At 73.5% G+C, this 21,631-nt stretch carries 18 protein-coding genes; 8 read left to right on the top strand and 10 right to left on the bottom strand.

Going from position 1 to position 21,631, the window contains the following annotated elements:
• Window positions 1-116: 116 nt before the first annotated feature.
• The 3 genes from GCL84_RS06410 to GCL84_RS06400 are packed head-to-tail and all read right to left on the bottom strand — an operon-like array spanning window position 117 to window position 3,270.
• Window positions 117-770, bottom strand: coding sequence for a hypothetical protein (locus tag GCL84_RS06410; protein WP_156754432.1), 654 nt, complete (start codon window positions 768-770; stop codon window positions 117-119).
• Between the two features lie 49 nt (window positions 771-819).
• Window positions 820-3,090: a TOMM precursor leader peptide-binding protein gene (locus GCL84_RS06405; RefSeq protein ID WP_156754431.1), complete on the bottom strand. Its 2,271-nt coding sequence runs from the start codon at window positions 3,088-3,090 to the stop codon at window positions 820-822.
• 15 nt (window positions 3,091-3,105) lie between these two features.
• A complete protein-coding gene (locus GCL84_RS06400; RefSeq protein WP_156754430.1) occupies window positions 3,106-3,270 on the bottom strand; it encodes a hypothetical protein in 165 nt (54 codons plus the stop codon).
• A gap of 230 nt (window positions 3,271-3,500) precedes the next feature.
• Here GCL84_RS06400 and GCL84_RS06395 point away from each other — a divergent pair, with 230 nt between their 5' ends.
• A complete protein-coding gene (locus GCL84_RS06395) occupies window positions 3,501-4,367 on the top strand; it encodes an AfsR/SARP family transcriptional regulator (RefSeq protein WP_197523054.1) in 867 nt (288 codons plus the stop codon).
• 190 nt (window positions 4,368-4,557) lie between these two features.
• Here GCL84_RS06395 and GCL84_RS06390 read toward each other — a convergent pair whose 3' ends face one another.
• From GCL84_RS06390 to GCL84_RS06375, 4 genes are all read right to left on the bottom strand, one after another.
• Window positions 4,558-5,175: a YdeI/OmpD-associated family protein gene (locus GCL84_RS06390; protein ID WP_197523053.1), complete on the bottom strand. Its 618-nt coding sequence runs from the start codon at window positions 5,173-5,175 to the stop codon at window positions 4,558-4,560.
• A gap of 152 nt (window positions 5,176-5,327) precedes the next feature.
• Entirely contained in the window at window positions 5,328-7,241 is a 1,914-nt protein-coding gene (locus tag GCL84_RS06385; protein ID WP_156754429.1) for an NAD(P)-binding domain-containing protein, read from the bottom strand.
• A 36-nt stretch (window positions 7,242-7,277) separates the two neighbouring features.
• The gene (locus GCL84_RS06380) at window positions 7,278-7,787 is read right to left on the bottom strand and encodes a type II toxin-antitoxin system RatA family toxin (RefSeq protein WP_156754428.1); all 510 of its coding nucleotides are present in this window, start codon (window positions 7,785-7,787) and stop codon (window positions 7,278-7,280) included.
• A 22-nt stretch (window positions 7,788-7,809) separates the two neighbouring features.
• Complete coding sequence (locus GCL84_RS06375) at window positions 7,810-9,390, bottom strand: aldehyde dehydrogenase family protein (protein ID WP_197523052.1); 1,581 nt, start codon at window positions 9,388-9,390, stop codon at window positions 7,810-7,812.
• 336 nt (window positions 9,391-9,726) lie between these two features.
• Here GCL84_RS06375 and GCL84_RS06370 point away from each other — a divergent pair, with 336 nt between their 5' ends.
• Window positions 9,727-10,143, top strand: coding sequence for a VOC family protein (locus tag GCL84_RS06370; RefSeq protein WP_156754426.1), 417 nt, complete (start codon window positions 9,727-9,729; stop codon window positions 10,141-10,143).
• Window positions 10,144-10,272: 129 nt separating this feature from the next.
• On the top strand, window positions 10,273-11,196 hold the full coding sequence (locus GCL84_RS06365) for a TIGR01777 family oxidoreductase (protein ID WP_156754425.1): 924 nt from the start codon (window positions 10,273-10,275) through the stop codon (window positions 11,194-11,196).
• A 120-nt stretch (window positions 11,197-11,316) separates the two neighbouring features.
• Here the strand turns inward: GCL84_RS06365 and GCL84_RS06360 are convergent, their stop codons facing one another.
• Window positions 11,317-11,835: a pyridoxamine 5'-phosphate oxidase family protein gene (locus GCL84_RS06360; protein ID WP_156754424.1), complete on the bottom strand. Its 519-nt coding sequence runs from the start codon at window positions 11,833-11,835 to the stop codon at window positions 11,317-11,319.
• A 153-nt stretch (window positions 11,836-11,988) separates the two neighbouring features.
• Here GCL84_RS06360 and GCL84_RS06355 point away from each other — a divergent pair, with 153 nt between their 5' ends.
• Window positions 11,989-12,792: an alpha/beta fold hydrolase gene (locus GCL84_RS06355; protein WP_156754423.1), complete on the top strand. Its 804-nt coding sequence runs from the start codon at window positions 11,989-11,991 to the stop codon at window positions 12,790-12,792.
• A gap of 49 nt (window positions 12,793-12,841) precedes the next feature.
• Here GCL84_RS06355 and GCL84_RS06350 read toward each other — a convergent pair whose 3' ends face one another.
• Window positions 12,842-13,819 carry an NAD(P)/FAD-dependent oxidoreductase gene (locus tag GCL84_RS06350; protein ID WP_156754422.1) on the bottom strand — a complete coding sequence of 326 codons (978 nt, stop codon included), beginning with the start codon at window positions 13,817-13,819 and terminating at the stop codon, window positions 12,842-12,844.
• A 137-nt stretch (window positions 13,820-13,956) separates the two neighbouring features.
• Between GCL84_RS06350 and GCL84_RS06345 the strand changes: the two genes are divergently transcribed.
• The 4 genes from GCL84_RS06345 (at window position 13,957) to GCL84_RS06330 (ending at window position 20,739) form a co-directional block, all read left to right on the top strand.
• Window positions 13,957-15,432 carry a MutS-related protein gene (locus GCL84_RS06345; RefSeq protein WP_156754421.1) on the top strand — a complete coding sequence of 492 codons (1,476 nt, stop codon included), beginning with the start codon at window positions 13,957-13,959 and terminating at the stop codon, window positions 15,430-15,432.
• A complete protein-coding gene (locus tag GCL84_RS06340; protein WP_156754420.1) occupies window positions 15,429-16,859 on the top strand; it encodes a MutS-related protein in 1,431 nt (476 codons plus the stop codon). The genes GCL84_RS06345 and GCL84_RS06340 overlap by 4 nt, the downstream gene beginning before the upstream one ends.
• Before the next feature lie 83 nt (window positions 16,860-16,942).
• On the top strand, window positions 16,943-17,596 hold the full coding sequence (locus GCL84_RS06335; RefSeq protein WP_156754419.1) for a hypothetical protein: 654 nt from the start codon (window positions 16,943-16,945) through the stop codon (window positions 17,594-17,596).
• Complete coding sequence (locus tag GCL84_RS06330; RefSeq protein ID WP_156754418.1) at window positions 17,593-20,739, top strand: helicase HerA domain-containing protein; 3,147 nt, start codon at window positions 17,593-17,595, stop codon at window positions 20,737-20,739. The genes GCL84_RS06335 and GCL84_RS06330 overlap by 4 nt, the downstream gene beginning before the upstream one ends.
• Before the next feature lie 58 nt (window positions 20,740-20,797).
• On the opposite strand, the gene GCL84_RS06325 is transcribed toward GCL84_RS06330, so the two are convergent.
• Window positions 20,798-21,514, bottom strand: coding sequence for a thioesterase II family protein (locus GCL84_RS06325; protein ID WP_156754417.1), 717 nt, complete (start codon window positions 21,512-21,514; stop codon window positions 20,798-20,800).
• Between the last annotated feature and the right edge of the window lie 117 nt (window positions 21,515-21,631).

Genomic DNA, 21,631 nt, shown 5'->3' with positions numbered 1-21,631 from the left:
CTCCCGTGCGCTGGGGTGCGGAGCGGCACTCGCCGCCGGTGGTGCGGGTGCCGATGCTAGTCGGACCCGGTGCTGGTGTCGGCCCGGTGGCGAGATCTGCCGCGCGGCACAGCGGCTTACCCGTGGTCCGCGGCGCGGTCGCGGCCGCGCAGCACCAGGTCCGCGCTCGCCAGGTACGCCACCACGTCGGCGACCACCGCGCGGTCCACGCGCAACCGCTCGGCCAGCCCCACGACCGTGTTCTCGCCCGCCCCCAGCAGTTTCGCTATCCCCGTCGCGGGTGGGCGGTGCAGGTGCACGGCGTAGCGGGCGCCGGGGGCGCCCAGGACGAGACCCCCGCCGGGGTCGGTGATGGCCGCGCCGCGCGCGAGGTGGACCGCCTCGGTGTCGGCGATGTCCGGCCAGTCGAACCACGCGTCGGCGGTGACGGCGACCAGCGACAGGATCGGCCCGGCGCCGTTGTGCAGTCCCAGTGAGGGAATAACACACCCGCCCAGTTGGTCGAGTGTCCTTTTCAGTCGGGACCACTGCGGCCCGCAGGACCCGTCGGCGCGCCACCGGTCCAGCTCGGCGGACAACACCGGGATGTGCTCCAGCGAGACCGGGCCCAGGCTCATCCGGTGCAGCGCCTCGCGCACCAGCGGGCTGTCGTCGGCCACGTGGACCGGGCCCCACCGGCTGCGCACGGTCAGCCGGTCCCGGTCCGCGCGCACGAGCGCGTCCTCCCGCAGCGAGAACAGCGGTCGCCCGGAGGGGAAAGGTGGTGTCACGGCACAACTCTCAGCTTCAGCGCGGATCGCGTCCGGCGGCCCTGTCGGGTCAGAGGAACACCGGGATCGGGTTCATGTCGTCGTACGCGGTGGGCCGGTCGACCCGCCCCAGGGATACCGGGACGTCGTAGAGCCTGCCTGGAGCCAGTCTGGACCAGAACGGGCGCAACCCGGGCACGACCACGCGGACGACGGGCAGCCCGGTGTCCGGCCGCGTCTGGTCGAGCACGAGCACCTCCATGCCCAGCGCCTCCAGGCGGTGCTGGATGGTCTCCACGTCGCTGAGCAGGTCGGCGGCGGTCTGGTCGGCGTAGTCGCCGATCCCCCTGACCGGCGCCGACGGGTCCGGCAGCAGGTGCGGGTTCGCCCGGGTCCCCGGGCCGGTGAGCCACCCGCGCAGGTCCGGGTCCATCGCGGCGAGGACATGCTCGCGCAGGTCGCTGACCGCGGGCATCATCTGGTTCAGCTCGGTCAGCGCCCGGCGCAGCGCGCACCGGGGGTCCAGGTGCGCCCCGAAGCCGAGCAGCACCTCCTCCCGCGGCCCGCGCACCCGCCGGGTCAGCGCGGCGAACACCGGCACGTCCAGGTCCGCGGTCAGGTCCAGCACCCAGACCTCGCGGCCCAGCTCGGCGTAGGCCCGGCGCACCTCGTCGACGAACGGGTCGCCCAGCGAGCCGAGGTCGACGCCGGGCGCGCGGGTGCGGTTGTACCACCACAGCGCCACCGCGTCGCGCTCCACGAGCTCCAGCAGCCCCTGCAGCACGGCGTCCTCCACGCTGCACCCCGCGGCGCACCCGTTGGAGTTCGCGGTCACCGACGCCGGACCCGGCCCGCCGTAGTACAGCGACGCCGTGGGCAGCAGCCGGTGCTCACCCCTGGTCAGCGACCAGACCGGGGTCCAGGGCAGCTCCGCCTCCTCGTCGAAGCGCTCCGGCACCCACTGCAGCACCGAGTGCGCGGCGTTGGCGCGGTCCCGGTCGGCGAACTGGCGCTTGTCGAACAGCTGCACCGCGTCCGGGTGCACGGCGCGCTCACCGAGCTCGGCGTAACTGGCCACCACGACGGCCTCGTCACCGTGGAAGGCGCCGCTGTGCCGCTCGACGGCCTCGCAGAGCGCGCCGACCTCCGCCTCCAGCGCGGTGGCGCCCTTGCCGCCGTTGTCGTCGCGCAGCGTCGAGCGCAGCGCGTCGAACCCGTCGCCCGCGGCGATGTTGGTGCCGGAGCGGAAGGACTGGAACAGCGGGTGCCCCCGGCCGTCGCGGCGGATGTCGGTGACCACCCCGGTGATCGGGCTGACCAGGTGCCGGTGCAGCTCCAGGACCTCCTCCGGGCTGCGGGACCGGTGCCCGCCGCCCGCCCTCGACCGCTTGGGCCGGGGGGCCAGCCGCACCGGCAGCAGCGCCCGGGCGCGCACCAGGTCCTCGTCGCCGCACGACGGGCACTGCGGCAGGGCGCGCACCTGGTGGTGGGTGGCGCGCATGGTCAGGCTGTCGTGCACCCAGACCTCGCGCTGGCCGGGGTGGCGGTGTCCGGCCAGCCACTTGGCCGCCTCCGCCGCGGCGACCTCGACGGCCGCCCCCGACACGGGCGCGAGGCCGATGTCCGGGCGGGCCGCGGGCCCGGTGCGGCCGCTGCGGTTCTGCACGTGCGCCTCGGTGGGCCGGTTGGCCGCCAGCCGGGTGGCCAGGCAGCGCCAGCACGCGCCGTCGCCGGGGGTGAACACGGGCCCGACCCACACCTGGGCGCCGGTCGGCTTGACCAGCAGCCAGGGCCGCCCCGCCGCCCGGTGGGCCAGGTCGACCCCCCGCAGCTCCGGGCGCAGGTAGTCGTCGCAGACCACGACGGACAGCGTCGAGCGGGGGGACAGCGGGTCGGTGGGCCCGGCGGTCGCGGTCGTGGCCAGCCCGGCCCGGCGCAGCGCGCCCGCCAGGCCCTCGGCGTCGGCGGAGCCGACCCGCAGCACGGTCACCTCGGCGGCCAGCGCGGCGGCCGCGGCGGCCGCCGGGTCGAGCCCGGCGGCGTCCCAGTAGGCCAGCGCGGCGGCGTCCTGCCCGGGGTCGGGGTCGGGCCGGGGGCCGATCAGCCCCGCGGCGCCCAACCGGTCCAGCATCCGGTCGACCTGCTCGGCGCTCACCCCGGCGGGCAGGTCCCGCAGCAGCTCGGGCACCCGCCTGGTGCCGTCGAGCCGGGCGGCCAGCAGCTCGATGGCCCGGCCGCGCAGCGCGGTGACCCCGTTCTCGGCGAACAGGTACACCGCCTCGCCCTCGACGATCTCGGGCCGCAGGTGGCGGCGGAACCCGATCCTGTCCTGCCCTCGCATCGCCCGGCCCCCGGCTCAGACGGCCGGGGTGCTCGGCGCGGTGAACGCGCCGTCGATGACGCACAGGCAGGTGAAGGCGAGGTCGAACGCGCCGCGGGCCTGGTCGAGCTCGTAGATGGCGAAGTCGTCGTTGAAGTGGATGTCGAAGTGGATGTCGGAGGTGGTGGCCATGGTGTTCATGTTCGCGCCCCTTTGGCTTCGTGCCGCTCCGGAATTCGTTGAGCTGAATTCTTAATGGGCGGGGAAAAAGCCGGTAGTTACGCGCTAACGTGAATGGACATGAACTTCTCACACCTGGATGCGGGGTGACTTCACGCGCGATTGGTGGTAGTGGCACTGGGGTCGGTCGCCCCTCCTGCGGTGGACTTGCACCCGTCCACCGCAACACCAGCGCAGGGGAGGGTCAGACCATGACCGCGGTCGCGCACACCACCACCGCCACCACCGCCACGACCACCGTCACCACAGGTCAGGACGACGGGGGCCCCGCGCTGCGGGTCCGGGTCCTCGGCCTGCTCGAGGCCACCAGGGCGGGCCGGTCCGTGCTGCCCACCGCGGCCAAGCCCCGGCAGGTGTTCGCCCTGCTCGCGCTGCGCGTCGGCGAGGTGGTGCCGGTCGCCGCGCTGGTGGAGGAGCTGTGGGGGGAGCGTCGGCCACCGAGCGCGCGCACCACCCTGCAGACCTACATCAAGCAGTTGCGCAAGCTCATCGGCCCCGGCGCGGCCGGGGTCCTGGCCACCCGGTACGGCGGCTACCTGCTCGACCTGCCCGCCGAGGCCGTCGACGTGCACGACTACGAGCGGCTGGCCCGCTCCGGGCGCCGGGCGGCGGAGGCGGGCGACGCGGAGTCCGCGGCCAGGCTGCTGCGCTCGGCGCTCGAGGCCTGGCGCGGTCCGGCCCTGGTCGACGTGCCGACGGGGGAGTCGCTGGCCATCGAGCTGACCAGGCTGGAGGAGAGCAGGCTGTCGGTCGTCGAGGCCCGCATCGACGCCGAGATGCGCTGCGGGCGGCACAGCCTGCTGCTCAGCGAGCTGGCGGCGCTGACGGCCCGGTACCCGATGAACGAGAACCTGTGCGCCCAGCACATGCTGGCGCTGTTCCGCTCCGGGCGGCAGTGGCAGGCCCTCGACGCCTACCAGGGGCTGCGCGCCAAGCTGTCCGAGGAGCTCGGCGTCAGCCCGTCGCGCCGCGTCCGCGAGCTGCAGCACGCCATCCTCACCGCCGACGCCCGGCTCGACCAGGCGCAGGCCGGGCACCTGCAGCGGCTACTCGTCTGAGCCGGGGGGTGGCGTCCCGCATATCGGGACGCACCCACCCCCGGGGCTGGGCCGATCGGGTGAACCCCTGGCAGGGGGTGGCCGGTCGGCCCTTTTCCATTGCCGGGCCGCTGTCGGTTGGCACCCGTTCTTTTGGCTATCCGGGAAATGATTAACCGGGCCTTTCGGCCCTTATCGGAAATGCGCTGCCTCAGCTCTTCGGCTTGCGCGCCCCGATCACGGGGTCGCCGCACTCGAGCCGGTCGATGTAGTCGGCGATGCGCCGGGTCTTGGTCTCCGGCTTCACCGCCTTCGCCAGTGTCAGCAGGATCTGGTAGCGGTTGCTGCGGCTGAGCCGGTCGAAGGCCGCCGAGGCCGCGGGCGAGGCGTCCAGGGCGGCCTGCAGCTCCGGGGTCACCACGGCCTCGCTCTGCGGGGCGTAGGCGGCGTCCCAGCGGCCGTCGGCCTTGGCCAGGTCGATCTGCTCCTGCCCGGGCGGGCGCATCCGGCCCTCGGCGATCAGCTCCCGCACCCGGGCGCAGTTGATCTTCGACCACGGGCTGCGCTTGCGCCGGGGCGAGAACCGCTGCGCCCACCAGCCCTCCGGCACGTCGCCGGAGTAGGCCTTGCCGTCGATCCAGCCGTAGCACAGGGCCACGTCCAGCGCCTCGCCCCGGGTCAGCGACCCGACGTCGGTGCCCTTCTTCGGCAGCGCCACCCACACCTCGTCGACCTCGGTGTGGTTGGCCTCCATCCACTGGGCGAAGTCGGCCACCGTCGGGAAGTGGAGGTTGCCCTCGGTAATCGTGTTGACCAGCACGTGCGTCACCGCTCTCTCAACGGACCCCGGACCTGCGGCAGGCCAGGATCGTACTCACGAACGCGGTCCGCCCGCCCCCGGTGCGCGGGGGCCCGCGTCGACCGGGGGTGGGCGGACCGGGGCGCGCGCGGGGCGCCGGGCGGGGACCCGGCGCCCCGGCGTCACGCCGCCTTGGTGGTCTTGCCCCCGCCGGGGGTGTCGGCGCCGAGCCGCGTGCGGTCGACCTCCGGCGCCCTGGCCGGGGTCACCGCCTCCGCGGCCGCCTTGACCCGCTCCAGCGTGGTGCGGATGCCATCGCGCAGCTCCCGCGTGTGCTCGGCGTACCCGCCGAGCGCCATGGTGGCGAACGAGGCGGTGCGGGCGCGCTGGGCCGCGGTCTGGCCCGAGTAGTCCCACGTCTGGGTGACGACGGTGCCGTCGCCGTCGGGCCGCAGCTCGTAGCCCCAGCGCACCCCGTTGGTGTCGGTGCGGAAGGCGAACGACCGACCGCGCTCCGACTTCTCCACCGTGTTCGAGGTGACCCAGACGACCCAGCCCTTGCGGTTGACGCCGATGAACTTGGCGCCCACGCCGCGCTCCCCGCCGCGCCAGAAGCACCTGCGGCACTCCGGGCTCCACTCGCCGGTGCGGGTGACGTCGGAGATGAGGTCCCACACCAGCTCCGGGGCCGCCGCGATCCGCAGCGACACCGACTCCGGCTCGAACGACGACGCCGGGAGCGCGCCCAGGGCCTTGTCCTCGGCCGCGCGCGCCGCCTTGGCCAGCTTGGCGCCCTCGCGCCGCGCCTTGGCCAGCTCGGCGATGTAGGGGTAGTGGTCCACCTGCATGGTGTGCCGCTTGGAGGTCACGTACCGCTTCCGCAGGCGCTCGCGGTAGTCGCTGATCTCCTTGCGCATCGCGCGCACCGACGGCAGCTTCGCGGTGCCGTCGAGCAGGTCGGCCAGCCAGTGCGACTGGGTCTCCGACAGCACGGTGACCGACCCCAGCGGCTGGAACAGCCCGATGAAGTACAGCCCCGGGTGCGCCGGGTCCACCATGCGGTGGAACAGCGACACCTCGTTGTCGGTCGGCGCGACCACGCTCTCGCTCAGGAACGGGAAGGAGGTCTTGTACCCGGAGCAGTAGACGACCGCGTCGATCTCCTCCGCGCTGCCGTCGACGAAGTGCACGGTGCCGCCGTCGAAGTGGCTGATGTTCGGCTTGACCGCGATGTCGCCGTGGCCCAGCTTGGGCAGCAGCGTCTCCGAGACCGTGGGGTGGGCGTTGAACAGCTTGTGGCTCGGCGCGGGCAGGCCGAAGTCCTCCACCTTGCCGATGCTCAGCCGCAGCAGCACCCACATGATCCAGCGCTGCACCTCGCGCGGCAGCATCTTGGTGACCACCGGGTTGATCATGTCGTCGGCGGGCTTGCCGAACATGAACTTGGGGAAGACGTACCCGCCCCGGCGCAGTGTCAGGAACGTGCGCTCGGCGACGTTCGAGGTCTCCACCGCGATGTCGGAGGCGGAGTTGCCGAACCCCAGCACCAGGACCCGCTTGCCCGCGTACTCGTCGGGGGTGCGGTAGTAGTGGGAGTGGGTCCGCACGCCGGTGAAGGTGTCCTCGCCGGGGAACGACGGCTCCGGGTCGCGCGGGTCCCAGTGGTGCCCGTTGGCCACGACCACGGACTCGTACGCGGTGGTGGTGCTCTCCCCGGAGTCGCGGTCGAGCACGGTCACCGCCCAGCCGCCGCCCGTGACGGGCTCGACCGAGGTGACCTCGCTGCGGAAGGCGATCGAGCCGCGGAAGCCGAAGTGGTCCACGTAGGACTCCAGGTACGCCAGCATCTGCACGTGGCTCGGGTACGGCGGGTAGTCCGACGGCATCGGGTACGCGCGGTACTCGGTGATCTTGCGGGAGGTGTTGATGTGCAGCGACCGGTACCCCGACGACATGCCGTTGTCGTTCTGGTAGCGCCAGTTCCCGCCGATCCCGGAACCGGCCTCGTAGCAGTCGAACTCGATGCCCCGGGCGTGCAGCACCTGGCAGGTGGCGATGCCCGCGGACCCGGCGCCGATGACGCAGACGCGCTTCATCCTTGCTTCTCCTCGTGTTCGGAAGGCCGCGGCCGACTACGCCGACAGCCGGACGGGGTCGGGGAGGACCCGGCCGGGCAGGAAGCCCTCCGGCAGGTCGGACAGGTACTGCCCGCCCGCGACGACCCGGACCGGGCCGAGCGCGGAGACGATCTGGTGGGCGCTGCGCACGAGCACCCGGCCGACCGCGGAGTTGATGGCCCCGGCCAGGTGCGGGACGCTGGTGCTGAACACGACCTCGTAGACCACCTCGCACCCGGCGTCGGTGTCGGTGCAGGTCCAGGACCCGCGCAGGGCGGTGAAGTCGCCCGAGACCTGCTCGAAGGCCACGGTGTGCCTGCCGTCCCCGGCCGTGCGGGTCACCCGCTGGGTCCAGCGCGCGGTGCCGCCGCGGAAGGCCAGCACCCACGAGCGCAGGTCCGCGCCCGCGGCCGAGACCGAGATGACGTCTTCGGCCATCCCGGGGAAGCGGATGTCCTCGGCCAGGGCCTCGACGATCCTGGCCGCGGTGCCGGGCAGGGTGAGTCTCAGGATTCGGGATGTCATGGCGGGTCCTCTCCCTCTGTGTCTACAGCGCCCGGGTGGCCGGTCGCTGGATGCTGACGCCCTGGTAGCGGGTCGTGCGCAGCACCGGGTGGCTGGCCTCGCCGAAGGCGCCCCCGGTGAGCCCGGTCCCGCCCTGGTTGGGCAGGAACGGCAGGAAGCCGCCGTGCGAATCGTTGATCTTCAGGCCACCCGCGTTGGTGATCCCGTCGAGGAAGAACGCGATGGTGTCCTCCCCGGTCGTCAGCACCGAGTTGCGCAGGCCGTAGGCGTTGGAGTTGACGAACTCCAGCACCTGCTCGAGCAGTTCGCCGTCCGGCGTGGTCACCTCGGGGACGATGATCGGCAGCAGCGGGAAGAACGTCTCGTCCCGCACCACCGACAGCGAGCGCGCGCCCTCCAGGCCGCTGAGGCGCACGATCGTCGGCTCGGCGAAGAACCCGGTGTCCGACGGGGTGCCGTCGACCTCCAGCCGCCGCCCGCCGCACACCAGCTCGGCGCCCTTGGCCAGCGCCTCGCCCAGGCAGCCGAAGAACCACTCCATGCCCAGCACCGGGGTCAGGACCACGCTCGGGTCGTCCGGGTAGCCGGGGGTGATCCGCCCGCACGCCTCGGCCAGCCTGGCGATGAGCTCCTCGGCGATCGCCGGGTGCGCCACGACCTGGTTGGGCACGAAGCAGACCTGCCCGGAGTTGAGGAAGAACTGGGTGATGGTCTCCACCGCCGCGTCCAGGTCGGCGTCGCGCCAGACCACACAGCAGTCGTTGCCCGCCAGCTCCAGGATCGGCTTCTTGCCCGCCGCGACCGCTTTGCCCTCGAACTCCATGCCGGTCTTGGACCCGCCGAAGTAGAGGATGTCGTCGACGTGCTCGCTGGCCAGCCACGCCTCCAGGCTCGGCGGCCCGCAGAACGCGTTGACCACCCCCGCCGGGGCGCCCGCCTCCGCCAGCACCGGCCCGACGACCTCGCGCACGAGGTACATGCAGCTCAGGCCGACCCCGCGCGGGGCGCGCACCACGACGGTGTTGCCCGCGACGATCGCGGCCAACCCGTTGAGCGCGTTGACCATCGCGGCGTTCTGCGGCGGGTTGACGCACACGACGCCGTCGGGGAGGCGGCGCAGGATCATCTCGCGGGCGCCGTCGGTGCGCCGCTCCTCGAGCTGGTCGGCGCACCACCGCAGCGTCTGCTCGCTCCACCCGGTGAGCGGGACCCCGGCGATCATGCCGATGGCGGCCGAGCGCGGGGTGCCCTCGGCGACCAGGATCTCCACCAGGGCGTCCTGGTGCTCCAGCAGCCGTTCGGTGATCCTGCGGGCGATGTCGAGCCGCTGCTCGACCGGCACCTTGGCCCACAGCGGGGCCGCCTGCGCCGCCGCCGCCAGCGCCTGCTCCGCGACCGCCTCGTCGGCGACCACGCAGGCCCCGATGACCGCGGGCCCGGCCGTGTCCGCGGCCACGACCCCGAGGTCGAGGTCGCGCTTGAGGGCCAGGGCGGGGAAGGTGTCCTCGAGGATGGCGCGCGCGGTGACGGTGTGCACGTACCGCGGGTCGTCTCCGGTGATGTCTCGGCCGCCGATGTAGGCCGGAAGAACGCCGAACTTCACGTCGCCCCCTTCGCTCGTCGTCGTGGAGTGGGCCGTGCGTCGACGACAACCGTATGGCGATTTCGCCCACCCGGACAATGGTGCGGCGATCAGCATTGGTTATCGGAACGATCGGATTCCGGGAATGATCGTCCGGTGCGTCGTCCTCCATTCGGAGATTACCACCAGCTCAGCGGTGGTGCAGCCATTCCGCGGCGGTGGTCCGGCGGTTTCGGGTGTCTGATTTGTCAAGTGGACCGGTGGTCGGGCGACGATTTACAGTCACGCCGTCGGACCAGCGGGTTGCGCTGGACGGCGCAATCCCCGTTGATCTTCCAGGAGAGGAGCGCGAACATCATGCTGCGAGGTCTCACCACGGTGAACTTCTTCGCCGACGACGTCGCCGAGGCCAGGGACTGGTACGCCGAGGCGCTCGGCGTCGAGGCCTACTTCGAGCGCCCGGTCGACGACCGGCCCGCCTACATCGAGTTCCGAATCGGCGACTACCAGCACGAACTCGGCATCCTGGACTCCAGGTTCGCCCCGCACCGCGGCGCGGACGGCCCGGCCGGGGCGATGGTCTACTGGCACGTCGACGAGATCGAGCCGGTCATGGACCGCTTCGTCGCCCTCGGCGCGACGGTGCACCAGCGGCCGATCAAGCACGGCGAGGGCTTCGTGACCGCGTCCGTGCGCGACCCGTTCGGCAACGTCCTCGGTCTGATGTACAACGAGCACTACCTCCAGATCTGGGATTCCCTGCCGACCCCCTGATATTCTCCCGGGTCGAGCCGGTAATTTCCAACACGGACCGGTTCGGGGCACGGCGGGCGATCGGAAGAGGTGTCAACCCTTATCACCGTCCGCCGTGCCGGGGCCTTTCCTGGGTTTACCGTGAAAGGCATGCTGATCCTTGTCGCGGGTTCTTCTGGTCTTATCGGTAGCGCGCTCGTCTACGAACTGCGCGCGGCAGGCCACCGGGTGCGCCGTCTCGTGCGCCGCGCCCCGGTCGCCGTGGACGAGTTCGAGTGGGACCCGGTGGCGGGCACCATCGCCCCGGACGCGCTCGACGACGTCGACGCGGTCGTCAACCTCTGCGGGGCGTCGTTCCAGGGCCGCTGGTCCGAGCAGGGCAAGCTGCGCTCCCGCGGCAGCCGCATCGTCCCGGCCAGGGTCCTGGCCGAGGCCGTCGCGGCCCGCGGCATCCCCACCCTGGTCAACGCCTCCACCCTCAGCTACTACGGCCACACCGGCACCACCGCCGTGGACGAGTCGGCCCCGCGCGGCGGCGGCTTCCTCGCCGACCTCGCCGTCGACTGGGAGGCCGCCCTCACCCCCGCCCGCGAGGCGGGCACCCGCGTCACCTCCCTGCGCATCGGCCTGGTCCTGTCCCGCGACGGCGGCCTCATCCACCAGATGCGCCCCGCCATCCGCCTCGGCATGGGCGGCTGGCTCGGCGACGGCGGCCAGTACATCGCCTGGATCAGCCTCCCCGACACCGTCGCCGCCATCCGCTTCGTCGTCGAGAACGAGTCGGTGCGGGGCCCGGTCAACCTCTGCTCCCCGAACCCGGTGACCAACAAGGACTTCACCAAGACCCTGGGCCGCGCCCTGTCCCGCCCGGTCCTGCTGTCGATGCCGAAGTCGCTGGTGCGCCTGATGCTGGGCGAGGCGGCCGACGAGCTGGCGCTGATCAGCCTGCGGGTGCTCCCGACCAAGCTGACCCAGGCGGGGTTCGCCTTCCGGTACGCCGACTACGAGGACGTGCTGTCGGCGATCCTGGCGGACGAGCCCGCTGACGAGTTCACCACCCCGTACACCAAGTAGGCCCGCCCCCTCGTCCCCCGCCCGGTCTCCCGGGTGGGGGACGAGCCGTTCGCCCCGTTCCCCCGGGCACGCGAGCAGGCCCCCACCGCCGGGCGGTGGGGGCCGGTTGTGCCTGTCCGCTCAGAACTTGAAGCGGGTCTGGGTGTGCGGGTCCTTGGCGAAGGCGAAGACCTTGGTCGGGACGACCCGCAGCACCACGGCTGGGTGGTTGGCCACGCGCGCCTCGCCGATGTCGGTGACCTCCAGGTTCCAGCCGCGGTCGTCGTCGTACTTGGCGTCGAAGACCGAGGTGAGGCGCTGCAGGTGCTCGACGTCGGTGATGACGTGGACGTCGCCCTCGACGACGACGTCGAGGCCCTTGACCCAGGTGGCCACCCCGGTGGTGACCACGACCTCGGGGTTGGCCTCCATGTTGCGCATCTTCTGCTCGATGGGCGCGGTGGTGAAGTAGATGGCGTTGTCGTGCCAGACGGCCACGACGGGGGTGACGTGCGGGCGTCCATCGGCGCGGACCGTGGTGAGCCAGTACAGCTCCGCGGTCTCCAGCAGCGCGACGGTGTCGGCCCACGAGGTGGCGTCCGCACCCGGCTCGCTGAAGCGGTAGTCGAGCGTGGGGGCGGGTTCTGTCGTGGTCGTCATCGGGCTTCCTTCCTGATGCCGCAACGGTTGTCCCGAGGTTAGGTCGGGATCGCGCCGCGGGACAACAGGTCCGGCGATTAGCGGTGCCTATCGCCAGTCGGGCTCCCGTGCGGCTCGAGTGGGTGTCCCGCGACGGCGCCTAGCGTCGCGGGAATGGGAGAGACGCTGAAGGTTCCTGGCGCCACGCTGTACTACGAGACGTCCGGCTCCGGCCCGCTGCTGCTGTTCATCGGCGGCGGGACGAGCGACACCTCGCACTACGACCTCGTGCGCGGCCACTTCGAGGACCGCCACACCGTCGTGCGCTACGACCGCCGGGGCAACTCCCGCAGCCTGCTCGACGGCGAGCCCCACCCCCAGCGGATCGAGGTGCACGGCGACGACGCGGCCGCCCTCGTCGAGCACCTCGGCCGCGGCCCGGCGGACGTGTTCGGCTCCAGCTCCGGCGCCCTGGTGGCGGTGGACCTCGTCGCCCGCCGCCCCGACCTGCTCCGCCGCGCCGTCGCCCACGAGGCCCCCGCCTTCACCCTCACCCCCGAGCGCGCGGAGAACCTGGCCTTCCTCCGCGTCGCCCTCGCCGAGTTCGAGCGCGGCGGCGTCGCCGCGGGCATGGCCGTGTTCGCCAACGGCTCCGGCCCCGCCGAGGACGACCCGGACAGCCCGCCCGAGGCCCGCGCCGCCGCCGCGCGCATCGCCGCCAACGGCGCCTTCTTCTTCCGGCACGAGATGATGTCCTTCGTCGACTACGAACCCGACCTCGCGGCCCTGGCGGCCAACAGCGCCCACCTGTTCCCCGCCGTGGGCGAGGACTCGGTCGACACCCCGCCCACCCGCGCCACCACCATCCTCGCCGAGAAGACCGGCACCGGGGTCTCGGTCTTCCCCGGCGGCCACGTCGGCTACCTCTCCCACGCCCGGCAGTGGGCCCGCCGCCTCGACGAGATGCTCCACGCCTGACACCCGCTCCCGTGCCAGAACCCGGCCCGCGCGCCGGGTGCGGGTGGGCTCACACCGCCGTGGTCGCCCGCGCCCGGTGGGCGTCGACCGCCGCCTGGGTCTCCTCGGTGACGAGGTCCCCGTTGAGGTGGGCGGCGGCCAGGGCCGCGCCTGCGGCCGCGGCGCCCACCTGGGCGGAGAGGTCGGTGACGTTGCCCGCGGCCCAGACCCCCGGGGCGGTGGTCTTCCCGGTCGGCTCGGCGGGCAGGTAGTGGCCCATGCCGGAGGGGTGGGGCGCCAGGGCCAGGTCCAGGCCGGCGATGAAGCCCGCTCGGGCCCGCATGCCGGTGGCGGCGGCCGCGGCGGCGCGGGGGATGGAGCGGCCGTCGGCGAGGGTGATGGCGGTCAGCCTGCCGTCGGTGGTGTCCAGCGAGGCGATCGGGCCGGTGATGACCTGGACGCCCCGGGCGGCGAGCTTCTCGGCGTCCTCTTCGGACGGCAGGGGCTGGTCGTGGGTGAACAGGACCAGGTCGGCGGTCCACTGGCGGAACAAGAGGGCCTGGTGGACGGACATGGGGCCGGTGGCGATGACGCCCAGGGGCTGGTCGCGGACCTCGTAGCCGTGGCAGTAGGGGCAGTGGACCAGGTCCTTGCCCCACCGGGCCGCCGCGCCGGGGATGTCCGGGAGGACGTCCTCGAGGCCGGTGGTGATGAGGAGGCGGCGGGCGGTCGTGGTGCGGCCGTCGGCCAGGGTGACGGTGAAGTCGCCGGTCGGGTTCCGGGTGGTGGTCACGACCTCGCCGGTGATGATGTGGGCGCCGTAGGAGCGGGCCTCGGCGCGCCCCCGGGCGGCCAGTTCCAGGGGCGGGACGCCCTCCCGGCCGAGGAGGCCGTGGACACCGCCCGCGGGGGCGTTGCGGGGGTGGCCCGCGTCGATGACGGCGGTGGCGCGGCGGGCCCTGGCGAGCATGAGGGCGCCGCTCAGGCCCGCGGCGCCGCCGCCGATGACCACGACGTCGTAGCTGGGGCTCAAGGTGTCTTCGTTCATGGGACCACCATGCGCCGGGGGCGGCGGAAGCGCAAACCAAGTTGCCGTTTTGTCAAAACGTGAATCGGGTGCGCCGTGGGCACCGCGGATTCGCGGTCCCGCCCGCGGGTGGTCCCCGGTTCGCTAACGTTCGACGGGTGTCGATTCCCAGCCTGCTCGGCGAGCCGGTCGCCGGAGATCGCTCGGGGTGCTTCGCCGACATCAACCTCGACCAGGTCGCCGCGGCTGTCACGCGGGCGGACCCGGCGTTGGCCGACTACCTGCGGCACCTGCCCGACCCCGCGTCGATCGGCTACCGGCAGCGGTTGTTCCAGGACCTCGAGCGGCCCGGGGTGCTCGCCGCGGCGCGGGGGTTCACCAGATCGATGGCTGAGACCAGGGCGTGGTTGGCGCGGATCGACGGGATGACGCACCCGCCGAGCGCCGGGCGGTGGTTCCTGGCGGCGGTGACCGGGCACCAGCGGGCGGTCGTGGCGTTCGCGGACGGGTTGGCGCCCGCGGTGTCCGAGGCGCTGACCGGGGTGCGGGACGGGTTGTCGGAGCTGGTGCGCTCGTCCGGTTTCACCAGGGCGGCCGATGAGGCGGCGCGGGTGCGCGGGTTGCTCGCCGACGTGCGCTACGACCTGCTGCTGCACGCCGACGTCGTCTCCGCCTGCCCCGCGGCCGACACCCGTGCCGACCACGCGGCCAGGGTGGTGACGCTGTTCGACCGGTTCCGGCACGCGACCGTGCCCGTGCGGCGGCCGGGGCGGCCCATCGGGGTGGGGCTGGACGCGGTCGAGGAGGGGGTGCTGGACCTCGTGGTCCGCCTGCACCCCGGGGTCTTCGCCGAGGTGGACGCGTTCGCCCGCCGCCACCGCGGGTTCGTCGCCGAGGAGGTGGCGCTGCTCGACCGGGAGCTGCGGTTCTGCCTGGGGTACCTGGACTTCCTCGCGCCGATCCGGGCGGCGGGCATGCCGGTCTGCTACCCCGAGGTGACCGACGGGCCGGGTCTGGACGCGCGCGGGGTCTACGACCTCGCGCTGGCGGCCAAGGCGGCGGCGCGGGGCGAACCGGTGGTGGGCAACGACCTGCTGCTGGGTGACGGCGAGCGGGTGCTGGTCGTCTCGGGTCCGAACCAGGGTGGCAAGACCACCTTCGCGCGGGCGTTCGGGCAGGTGCACCACTTGGCCGCGCTGGGGCTGCCGGTGCCCGCCGCGTCGGCGCGGGTGGCCGCGGTCGACCGGGTGCTGACCCACTTCGAGCGCGCGGAGGAGCAGGGCGCGAGCAAGTTGGAGGAAGAGCTGCTGCGCTTGCGCGCGCTGCTGGCCGAGGCGGGCCCGCGCTCGGCCGTGGTGCTCAACGAGATCTTCACCTCCACGACCGCCGACGACGCCGCCGAGCTGAGCCGCCGCGTGCTCGCTGAGCTGGACACGGCGGGCGCGGCGGTGTGCTGGGTCAGCTTCACCGCCGACCTGGCGCGGTGGAGCCCGGCGGCGGTGAGCATGGCCAGCAGCCCCGACCGCTCCTTCGCGGTGACCCGCCGCTCCGCCGACGGCCGCGGGCACGCCCTCGACGTCGTCCGCCGCCACGGCCTGACCCGCGACCAGGTCCTGGGGAGGTTGGCCCGGTGAGGCCGCTGCTGCTGTTCCCCGACGGCGACCTCGTCCGCGACCCCGCCGACGAGCACCCTGCCGACGAGCACCCTGCCGACGAACACCTCGTCGCCGATCTCCGGCTCGACGTGGTGTGGGACGCGATGTCCCGTGGCGACGAGCACGTGCGCGCCATCGCCCGTCGCGTGCTGCTCGACCCGCTGCGGGACACCGCGGTGATCGACCACCGCCAGTCCGTCCTCGCCGACTTCCTGGCGCACCCGGCCGAGCTGCGCGCGCTGCACCAGCTCGCAGACACGGCCGTCCGCGCCGAGCAGGCCCTCCCGCACGGCAGGGGCGAGGGGCTGCTGCGGCGTTCGGTGCGGGTGCTGGAGGTCGCGAGCGACCACCTGCGCGCGCTGCGCGATTCCGGCGGCCGGTTCACCGCGCCGCCGCTGGTCCGGTTGTTCGCGGAGCTGCGGGAGCGGGTGGGGGAGGCCTACCTGGGCGAGGTCGCCGCGGTCTTGCGGGGGCTGCGGTTCGAGGACGGGATCGTGGTCGGCGCGCGGCTCGGGGACGGGCCGGGGCAGGTGCACTACCGCGTCCACGAGCCGGGGGACGCGGCCGTGCTCAAGCGGTTGCGCAAGTCCGTTCTGCGCCACCGGATCACCGGTCACGACGAGCAGGACTGGGGGGCCATGGCCGCCTTCCGCAACGAGGTGCTGGGCGACATCGCCGCGGCGGTGACGGAGTCCGCCGCGCACGTGACCGGGTACTTCCGCGTGCTCCGCGCGGAGCTGTCGTTCTACCTGGGGTGCCTGAACCTCGCCGAGGAGCTGGCCGGGCCGACCTGCTGGCCCGACCCGGACGCGGCGTCGGTGACCGCGCGGGGCCTGTGGGAGCCGTGCCTGGCGCTGTGGTCCCGGGAAGCCGTGGTGGGCAACGACATCGCCACCGACGGGCTGCCGCTGGTGGTGGTCACCGGGGCCAACCGCGGTGGCAAGTCGACCTTCCTGCGGTCGCTGGGGCTGGCGCAGGTGATGGCGCAGGCGGGGATGTTCGTGTGCGCGGAGGCCTTCGCCGCGCCGCCCGCGCCCGCCGTGCTCACCCACTTCACCCGGGCCGAGGACCGGTCGATGGCCAGCGGGCGGCTCGACGAGGAGCTGGGCCGGATGAGCGCGGTCGTCGACCGGGCCCGGCCGGGCGCGCTGCTGCTGTCCAACGAGTCGTTCGCGTCCACGACCGACCACGAGGGCGCCGAGATCGCCGAGGGCGTGTTCGGCGCGCTGGTCGACTCCGGTGTCCGGGTGGTGGCGGTGACCCACCTGCACCTGCTGGCCGAACGCCTGCACCGCACCCGCCCCGGGCTGTTCCTCGTCGCCGGGGGCGGGTTCCGCGTCGTGCCGGGCGTTCCGACCCCGTCCGCCCAGGCGACCGCGCTCTACGACGAGGTCATGGGCCGCTGAGCGCCCCCGCGAGCCGGGGTGTCCCGGTTTTGTCAGGTTATTGACCTGTACTCGGCCGGGGTGCGGGCGGTGGACTGACCCCCGTGAGCGAATTGGCGCGGTTGCTGCCCGCGGACCGGCAGGTCCTCCTCGTCCTGATGCACCTCAAGCGGGAAGTCTCGAACACCGAGATCAAGGAGCGCTTCGGGTTCACCGTCCCCAAGTCGGTGCGGGACCGGCTGCGGGAGCGGGGGCTGATCCAGGTGCGGCGGGAGCGGGAGCGCTCCGGCCCGTACTTCCACGAGCTCACCGACCCCGGGTGGCGCCAGGGCGCTTTCGAGGCCGCGGCGGGCCCGCCGAAGGGCGCGGAGCGCTCCCACCGCATCGAGTCGACCGTGCTGGCCGACTACGCCGGGTTCCTCGAACGCAGCGGGATCAAGGTGGCCGAGGTGTACGCCGCCGCCACGAACAACACCGCTACGGACGACACCGCTGCGGGGACCACCCTCGTCGACAAGCTGCGCGCGGCCTACGCGGAGCTGGCCGAGCCGGGGGAGTACGTCGACCTGGCCGCGCTGCGCGCGGCGGTCGGCGGCGACCACGCCGAGGTGGACCGGGCGCTGCTCGACCTCGACGATCAGGCGGGGGTGTCGTTGATCCCGGAGGCGAACCGCAAGTCGCTGACCGACGCGCAGCGGGCGGCGTCGCTGCGCGTCGGCGGGGAGGACAAGCACCTGCTCGCCATCACCGCGCCGTGACACCGGAGGAGCGCGTCGCGCTGGAGGCGCTGCAGGTGAGCTGGGCGCCCACGCGCGAGGACGTCTGGCAGCCGCTGGAGGCGCACGTCGCCGGGCTGAACAACCAGGTGGCGACGACCGTGCTCACCGCGTTCGACGACGTGCGGCGCGGCACCGGCAGCCCGGTCGGCGTGGCGATGGTCGGGCAGAACGGCGCGGGCAAGACGCACCTGATCCGGTGGGTGCGCGAGCAGGTGCGCAAGGACGGCGGCTACTTCTGCCTGGTGGAGCTGCGTCCCGGCCAGGGCTTCTGGGAGAACATCGTCAACTCCCTGCTCACCGACCTCAACCGGTCGCCGGACCAGGACACCCCGCCGCCGCTGCACGACCTGGTGCGGCTGCTCGCGGCCTGGGCGCGCGTGCCCGGCGGCGTCGCGGACGCCGTCCTGGCGGCCGAGGAGCCCGAGTCGGCGGCGCTGGAGGCGTTCGTGCGGGCGGTCCGGGTGCGCGACCGGCGGCTCGGCGCGGAGTGCAGGCACACCCTGCGCGCGCTGCTGCTGTTCGCGTCCCAGCCGATCGAGGCCATGGACGACGGCGAGGCGTACCTGACCTCGAAGCCCCTGCCGGACGGGGGCGTGCGGCGCTGGGGGACCCTGCCCCCGCCGCCCCCGCCCAAGCGGATCGCCCACGAGTTGGCCGTGCTGCTGGCCGCCACCGGCCCGCTGCTGCTGGCCATCGACCAGATCGACTCGCTCATCGACGTCTCCACCACCGGTTCGGGCGCGGCGGCGGGCGCGGAGGCGCCCAACCCGCTCGCCGAGCAGCTCAGCAGCGGGCTGATGGAGCTGCGCGAGGTCATGCCCCGCACCGTGACCCTGGTGAGCTGCCTGGAGAAGTCCTGGCGGTTGCTGCGCGACAACGCCGTCAACTCCTTCGACGACCGCTTCCGCAAGGCCCCCAGCCTCGAACGCGTCCCGTCGCCGGAGGTGGGCCGCGACCTGGTGGCCGCGCACTTCGTCCCCCGGCTGCTCGCCGTCGCCCGCACCCCGCCCCACCCCACCTGGCCGGTGCTGCCGGAGGCGTTCGCGGCCGCGCGCCGGTTCACCCCGCGCGGCCTGCTCCAGCGCATCGACCGGCACATCAAGGCGTGCCTGGACAGCGACGAGTTCAGCGAGCTGGCGTCCCTGGACGACGACGACGACAACAACGCCGCCGTCGCCGCCCGGGCCCCGATCCCGGCGCCGACCGCGCGCCCGGACGAGATGGCCGCCCTCGACGAGCGGTTCGCCCGCCTGGTCGCAGAGGCCGACACCGCCGCGGCCACCCACCCCGACACCGAGAACACCGCGATGGCCGCCCTGCTCGGCGCCGGGCTGCGCGCGTGGATCGAGGAGCAGGACAACCGCGAGGACTACTCCGCCGACCCACTGCCCGGCGCCAACCCGCCGCTGCACGCCCGGCTGCGCCTGCGGCTCGACGACGAGACCGAGGCCGAGGCGCACTGGTCGTTCCGCTCCATCGCCAACCCGAACGCCCGCGCCCTGCTGGCCCGGCTCAACCGCGCCTGGACCGACGGCGGCCTGTCCCGCTCCGCGCCCGACCGCCGGGTGTTCCTGCTGCGGCCCGCGACGTGGTCGCCGGGGCCCAAGGCCCGCGCCAGGCTCGCGGAGTTCGTCGACGAGGGCGGCGCGTGCCTCGACCTCGAGCCCGACGACCTGCGGGTGTTCGCGGCGCTCGACGTGCTGCGCACCGAGGGCGCGAAGGGGCTCGGCGCGTGGCTGCGCGAGCGCAGGCCCGCCGGAGCCACCGCGCTGTTCCAGGCGACGCTGCCGACAGCGGCGCCCGTGACGCCCGTCCCGGCGGCCGAGGGGGAGCGGCCGCCGGGGTGGCCCAGCGCCGACCCGGACAAGTCCAGCGGTCCCGGGGCGCTGCCGGTCGGGGTCGACACGGCCACGGGCGACGCCGTGGAGCTGCCGCTGGAGTCGCTGCGCAAGCACGTGGTGGTGTTCGCGGGCAGCGGCTCGGGCAAGACCGTGCTGCTGCGCCGCATCATCGAGGAGTGCGCGCTGCGCGGGGTGTCGAGCATCGTGCTCGACCCCAACAACGACCTGGCCCGCCTCGGCGACGCCTGGCCGCAGCCACCCGCCGGGTGGGGCGCGGGCGACCAGGAGCGGGCGCGGGCGTACCTGGCGGGCACCGAGGTCGTGGTGTGGACGCCGCGCCGCGGCGGGGGCCGCCCGCTGTCGCTGCGGCCGCTGCCGGACTTCGCCGCCGTGCTCGAGGACGACGACGAGTTCACCCTGGCCCTGGACTCGGCGGTGTCCGTGCTGGCCCCCCGGGCCAAGGTCGACGGCGACACGCCCAGGGCCAAGCGCAACCGGGCCGTGCTCCGCGAGGCGCTGACGTCCTTCGCCCGCTCCGGCGGGGGCGACCTCGCCGCGTTCCTCGACCTGCTCGCCGACCTGCCCGCGGACCTCAGCCGGATCAACAACGCCACCCGCCTGGCCGCCGACCTGGCCGACACCCTCGCCGCCGAGATGATCAACGACTCCCTCTTCGGCGGCTCCGGCGCCCCGCTCGACCCCGGCGAGCTGCTCACCCCGGGCCCGGGCAAGCGCGCCAGGGTCTCGGTGATCAGCATGATCGGCCTGCCCGCCGCCGAGCAGCGCCAGAGCTTCGTCAACCAGCTCCAGATGGCCCTGTTCGCCTGGGTCAAGCGCAACCCGGCGGGCGACCGCCCCCTCGGCGGCCTGCTGGTGATGGACGAGGCCCAGACCCTGGCCCCCTCCGGCCGGATGACCGCGTGCACCGAGAGCACCACGTCCCTGGCCGCCCAGGCCCGCAAGTACGGCCTGGGCCTGGTCTTCGCCACCCAGTCCCCGCGCGGCATCCACAACCGCATCGTCGGCAACGCGACGACGCAGTTCTACGGCCTCCTCAACAGCCCGACCCAGATCGAGTCCGCCCGCGAGTACGCCAAGGCCAAGGGCAGCACCGTCCTCGACATCTCCCGGCTCACCGCGGGCCAGTTCTACTGCGCGGGCGAGGGAACCGGCTTCGCCAGGATCACCGCGCCGCTGTGCCTGACCCACCACGCGGCCAGCCCGCTGACGGAGGCGGAGGTCATCGAGCGGGCCCTGCGCGACCCGGGGGAGGTGGACTGAAAACGCGGGTGGCAGGGAGGAATCAGGTCCTCCCCGCCCGCCGCGTGAGTCGACCCGCTCAGCCGACCGGCGCCCCGGCGAAGCGGCGGGTCAGCGCGAACACGTCCTCGCGCAGCGTCGACCCCCTCGCCGTCACCATGAAGTGGCCGCCCGGGACCCAGGTCAGGCCGAACTCCGCGGTGGTGTGGGCCTCCCACGACACCAGCTTGGCCGGGGCGACCAGCGGGTCGTCGGTGCCGCCGAAGGCGTGGACGGGGACGGGCAGCGGGGCGGTCGGACCGTGGTGGTGGCTGGCGCAGACGCGCAGGTCGTCCTTGACCACGGCGAGCAGGGGGCCGAGCCATTCGGGGCGTTCGAGGAACTGGGGGTGCAGGCCGTCGATGTCGCAGAGGGTCGTGGCCAGTTCCAGGTCGGTCATGCGCTCGAGGGCGAGGCGGACGGGTTCCTCGTGCGGGGCGACGTAGGCGGCCACGAGCAGTGCCAGGGGTTCGCGGAGGCCCAGGGCGAGCCTGCGGCGGGTGAGGGCGTGGGCGACGAGCGCGCCCATGCTGTGGCCGAAGAGCACGTGCGGGCCCGCGAGCACGTCCTCCAGTTCCCGCAGGAGCGAGTCGACCAGCGCGGGCAGGCTGGTGTGCCGGGGTTCGCCGACCCGGCTCTCCCGGCCGGGTAGCTGCACCGCGTGCACGGGGAAGTCGGCCTCCTGCTTCCAGGTGCGGAAGACGGAGGCGGTGCCGCCCGCGTGGTGGAAGCAGACCAGGGTGGGGCGCTCGGTCATGGTGATCTCCGTTCCTGCCGGGGTCGGCACCTGTCTACCGGGCCGTGTTTCGGAAGTCCGTTCGATGAGAGTCGTGATCGGGGTGGTTTCTGGCGGTGCGGGGTGGAGGTGCCGGTA

This window comes from Actinokineospora pegani, assembly GCF_009745975.1.
Lineage (GTDB): Bacteria > Actinomycetota > Actinomycetes > Mycobacteriales > Pseudonocardiaceae > Actinokineospora > Actinokineospora pegani.
The sequence above is the reverse complement of the archived record's forward strand: the minus strand, read 5'-3'. Positions and strand labels throughout refer to the sequence as shown.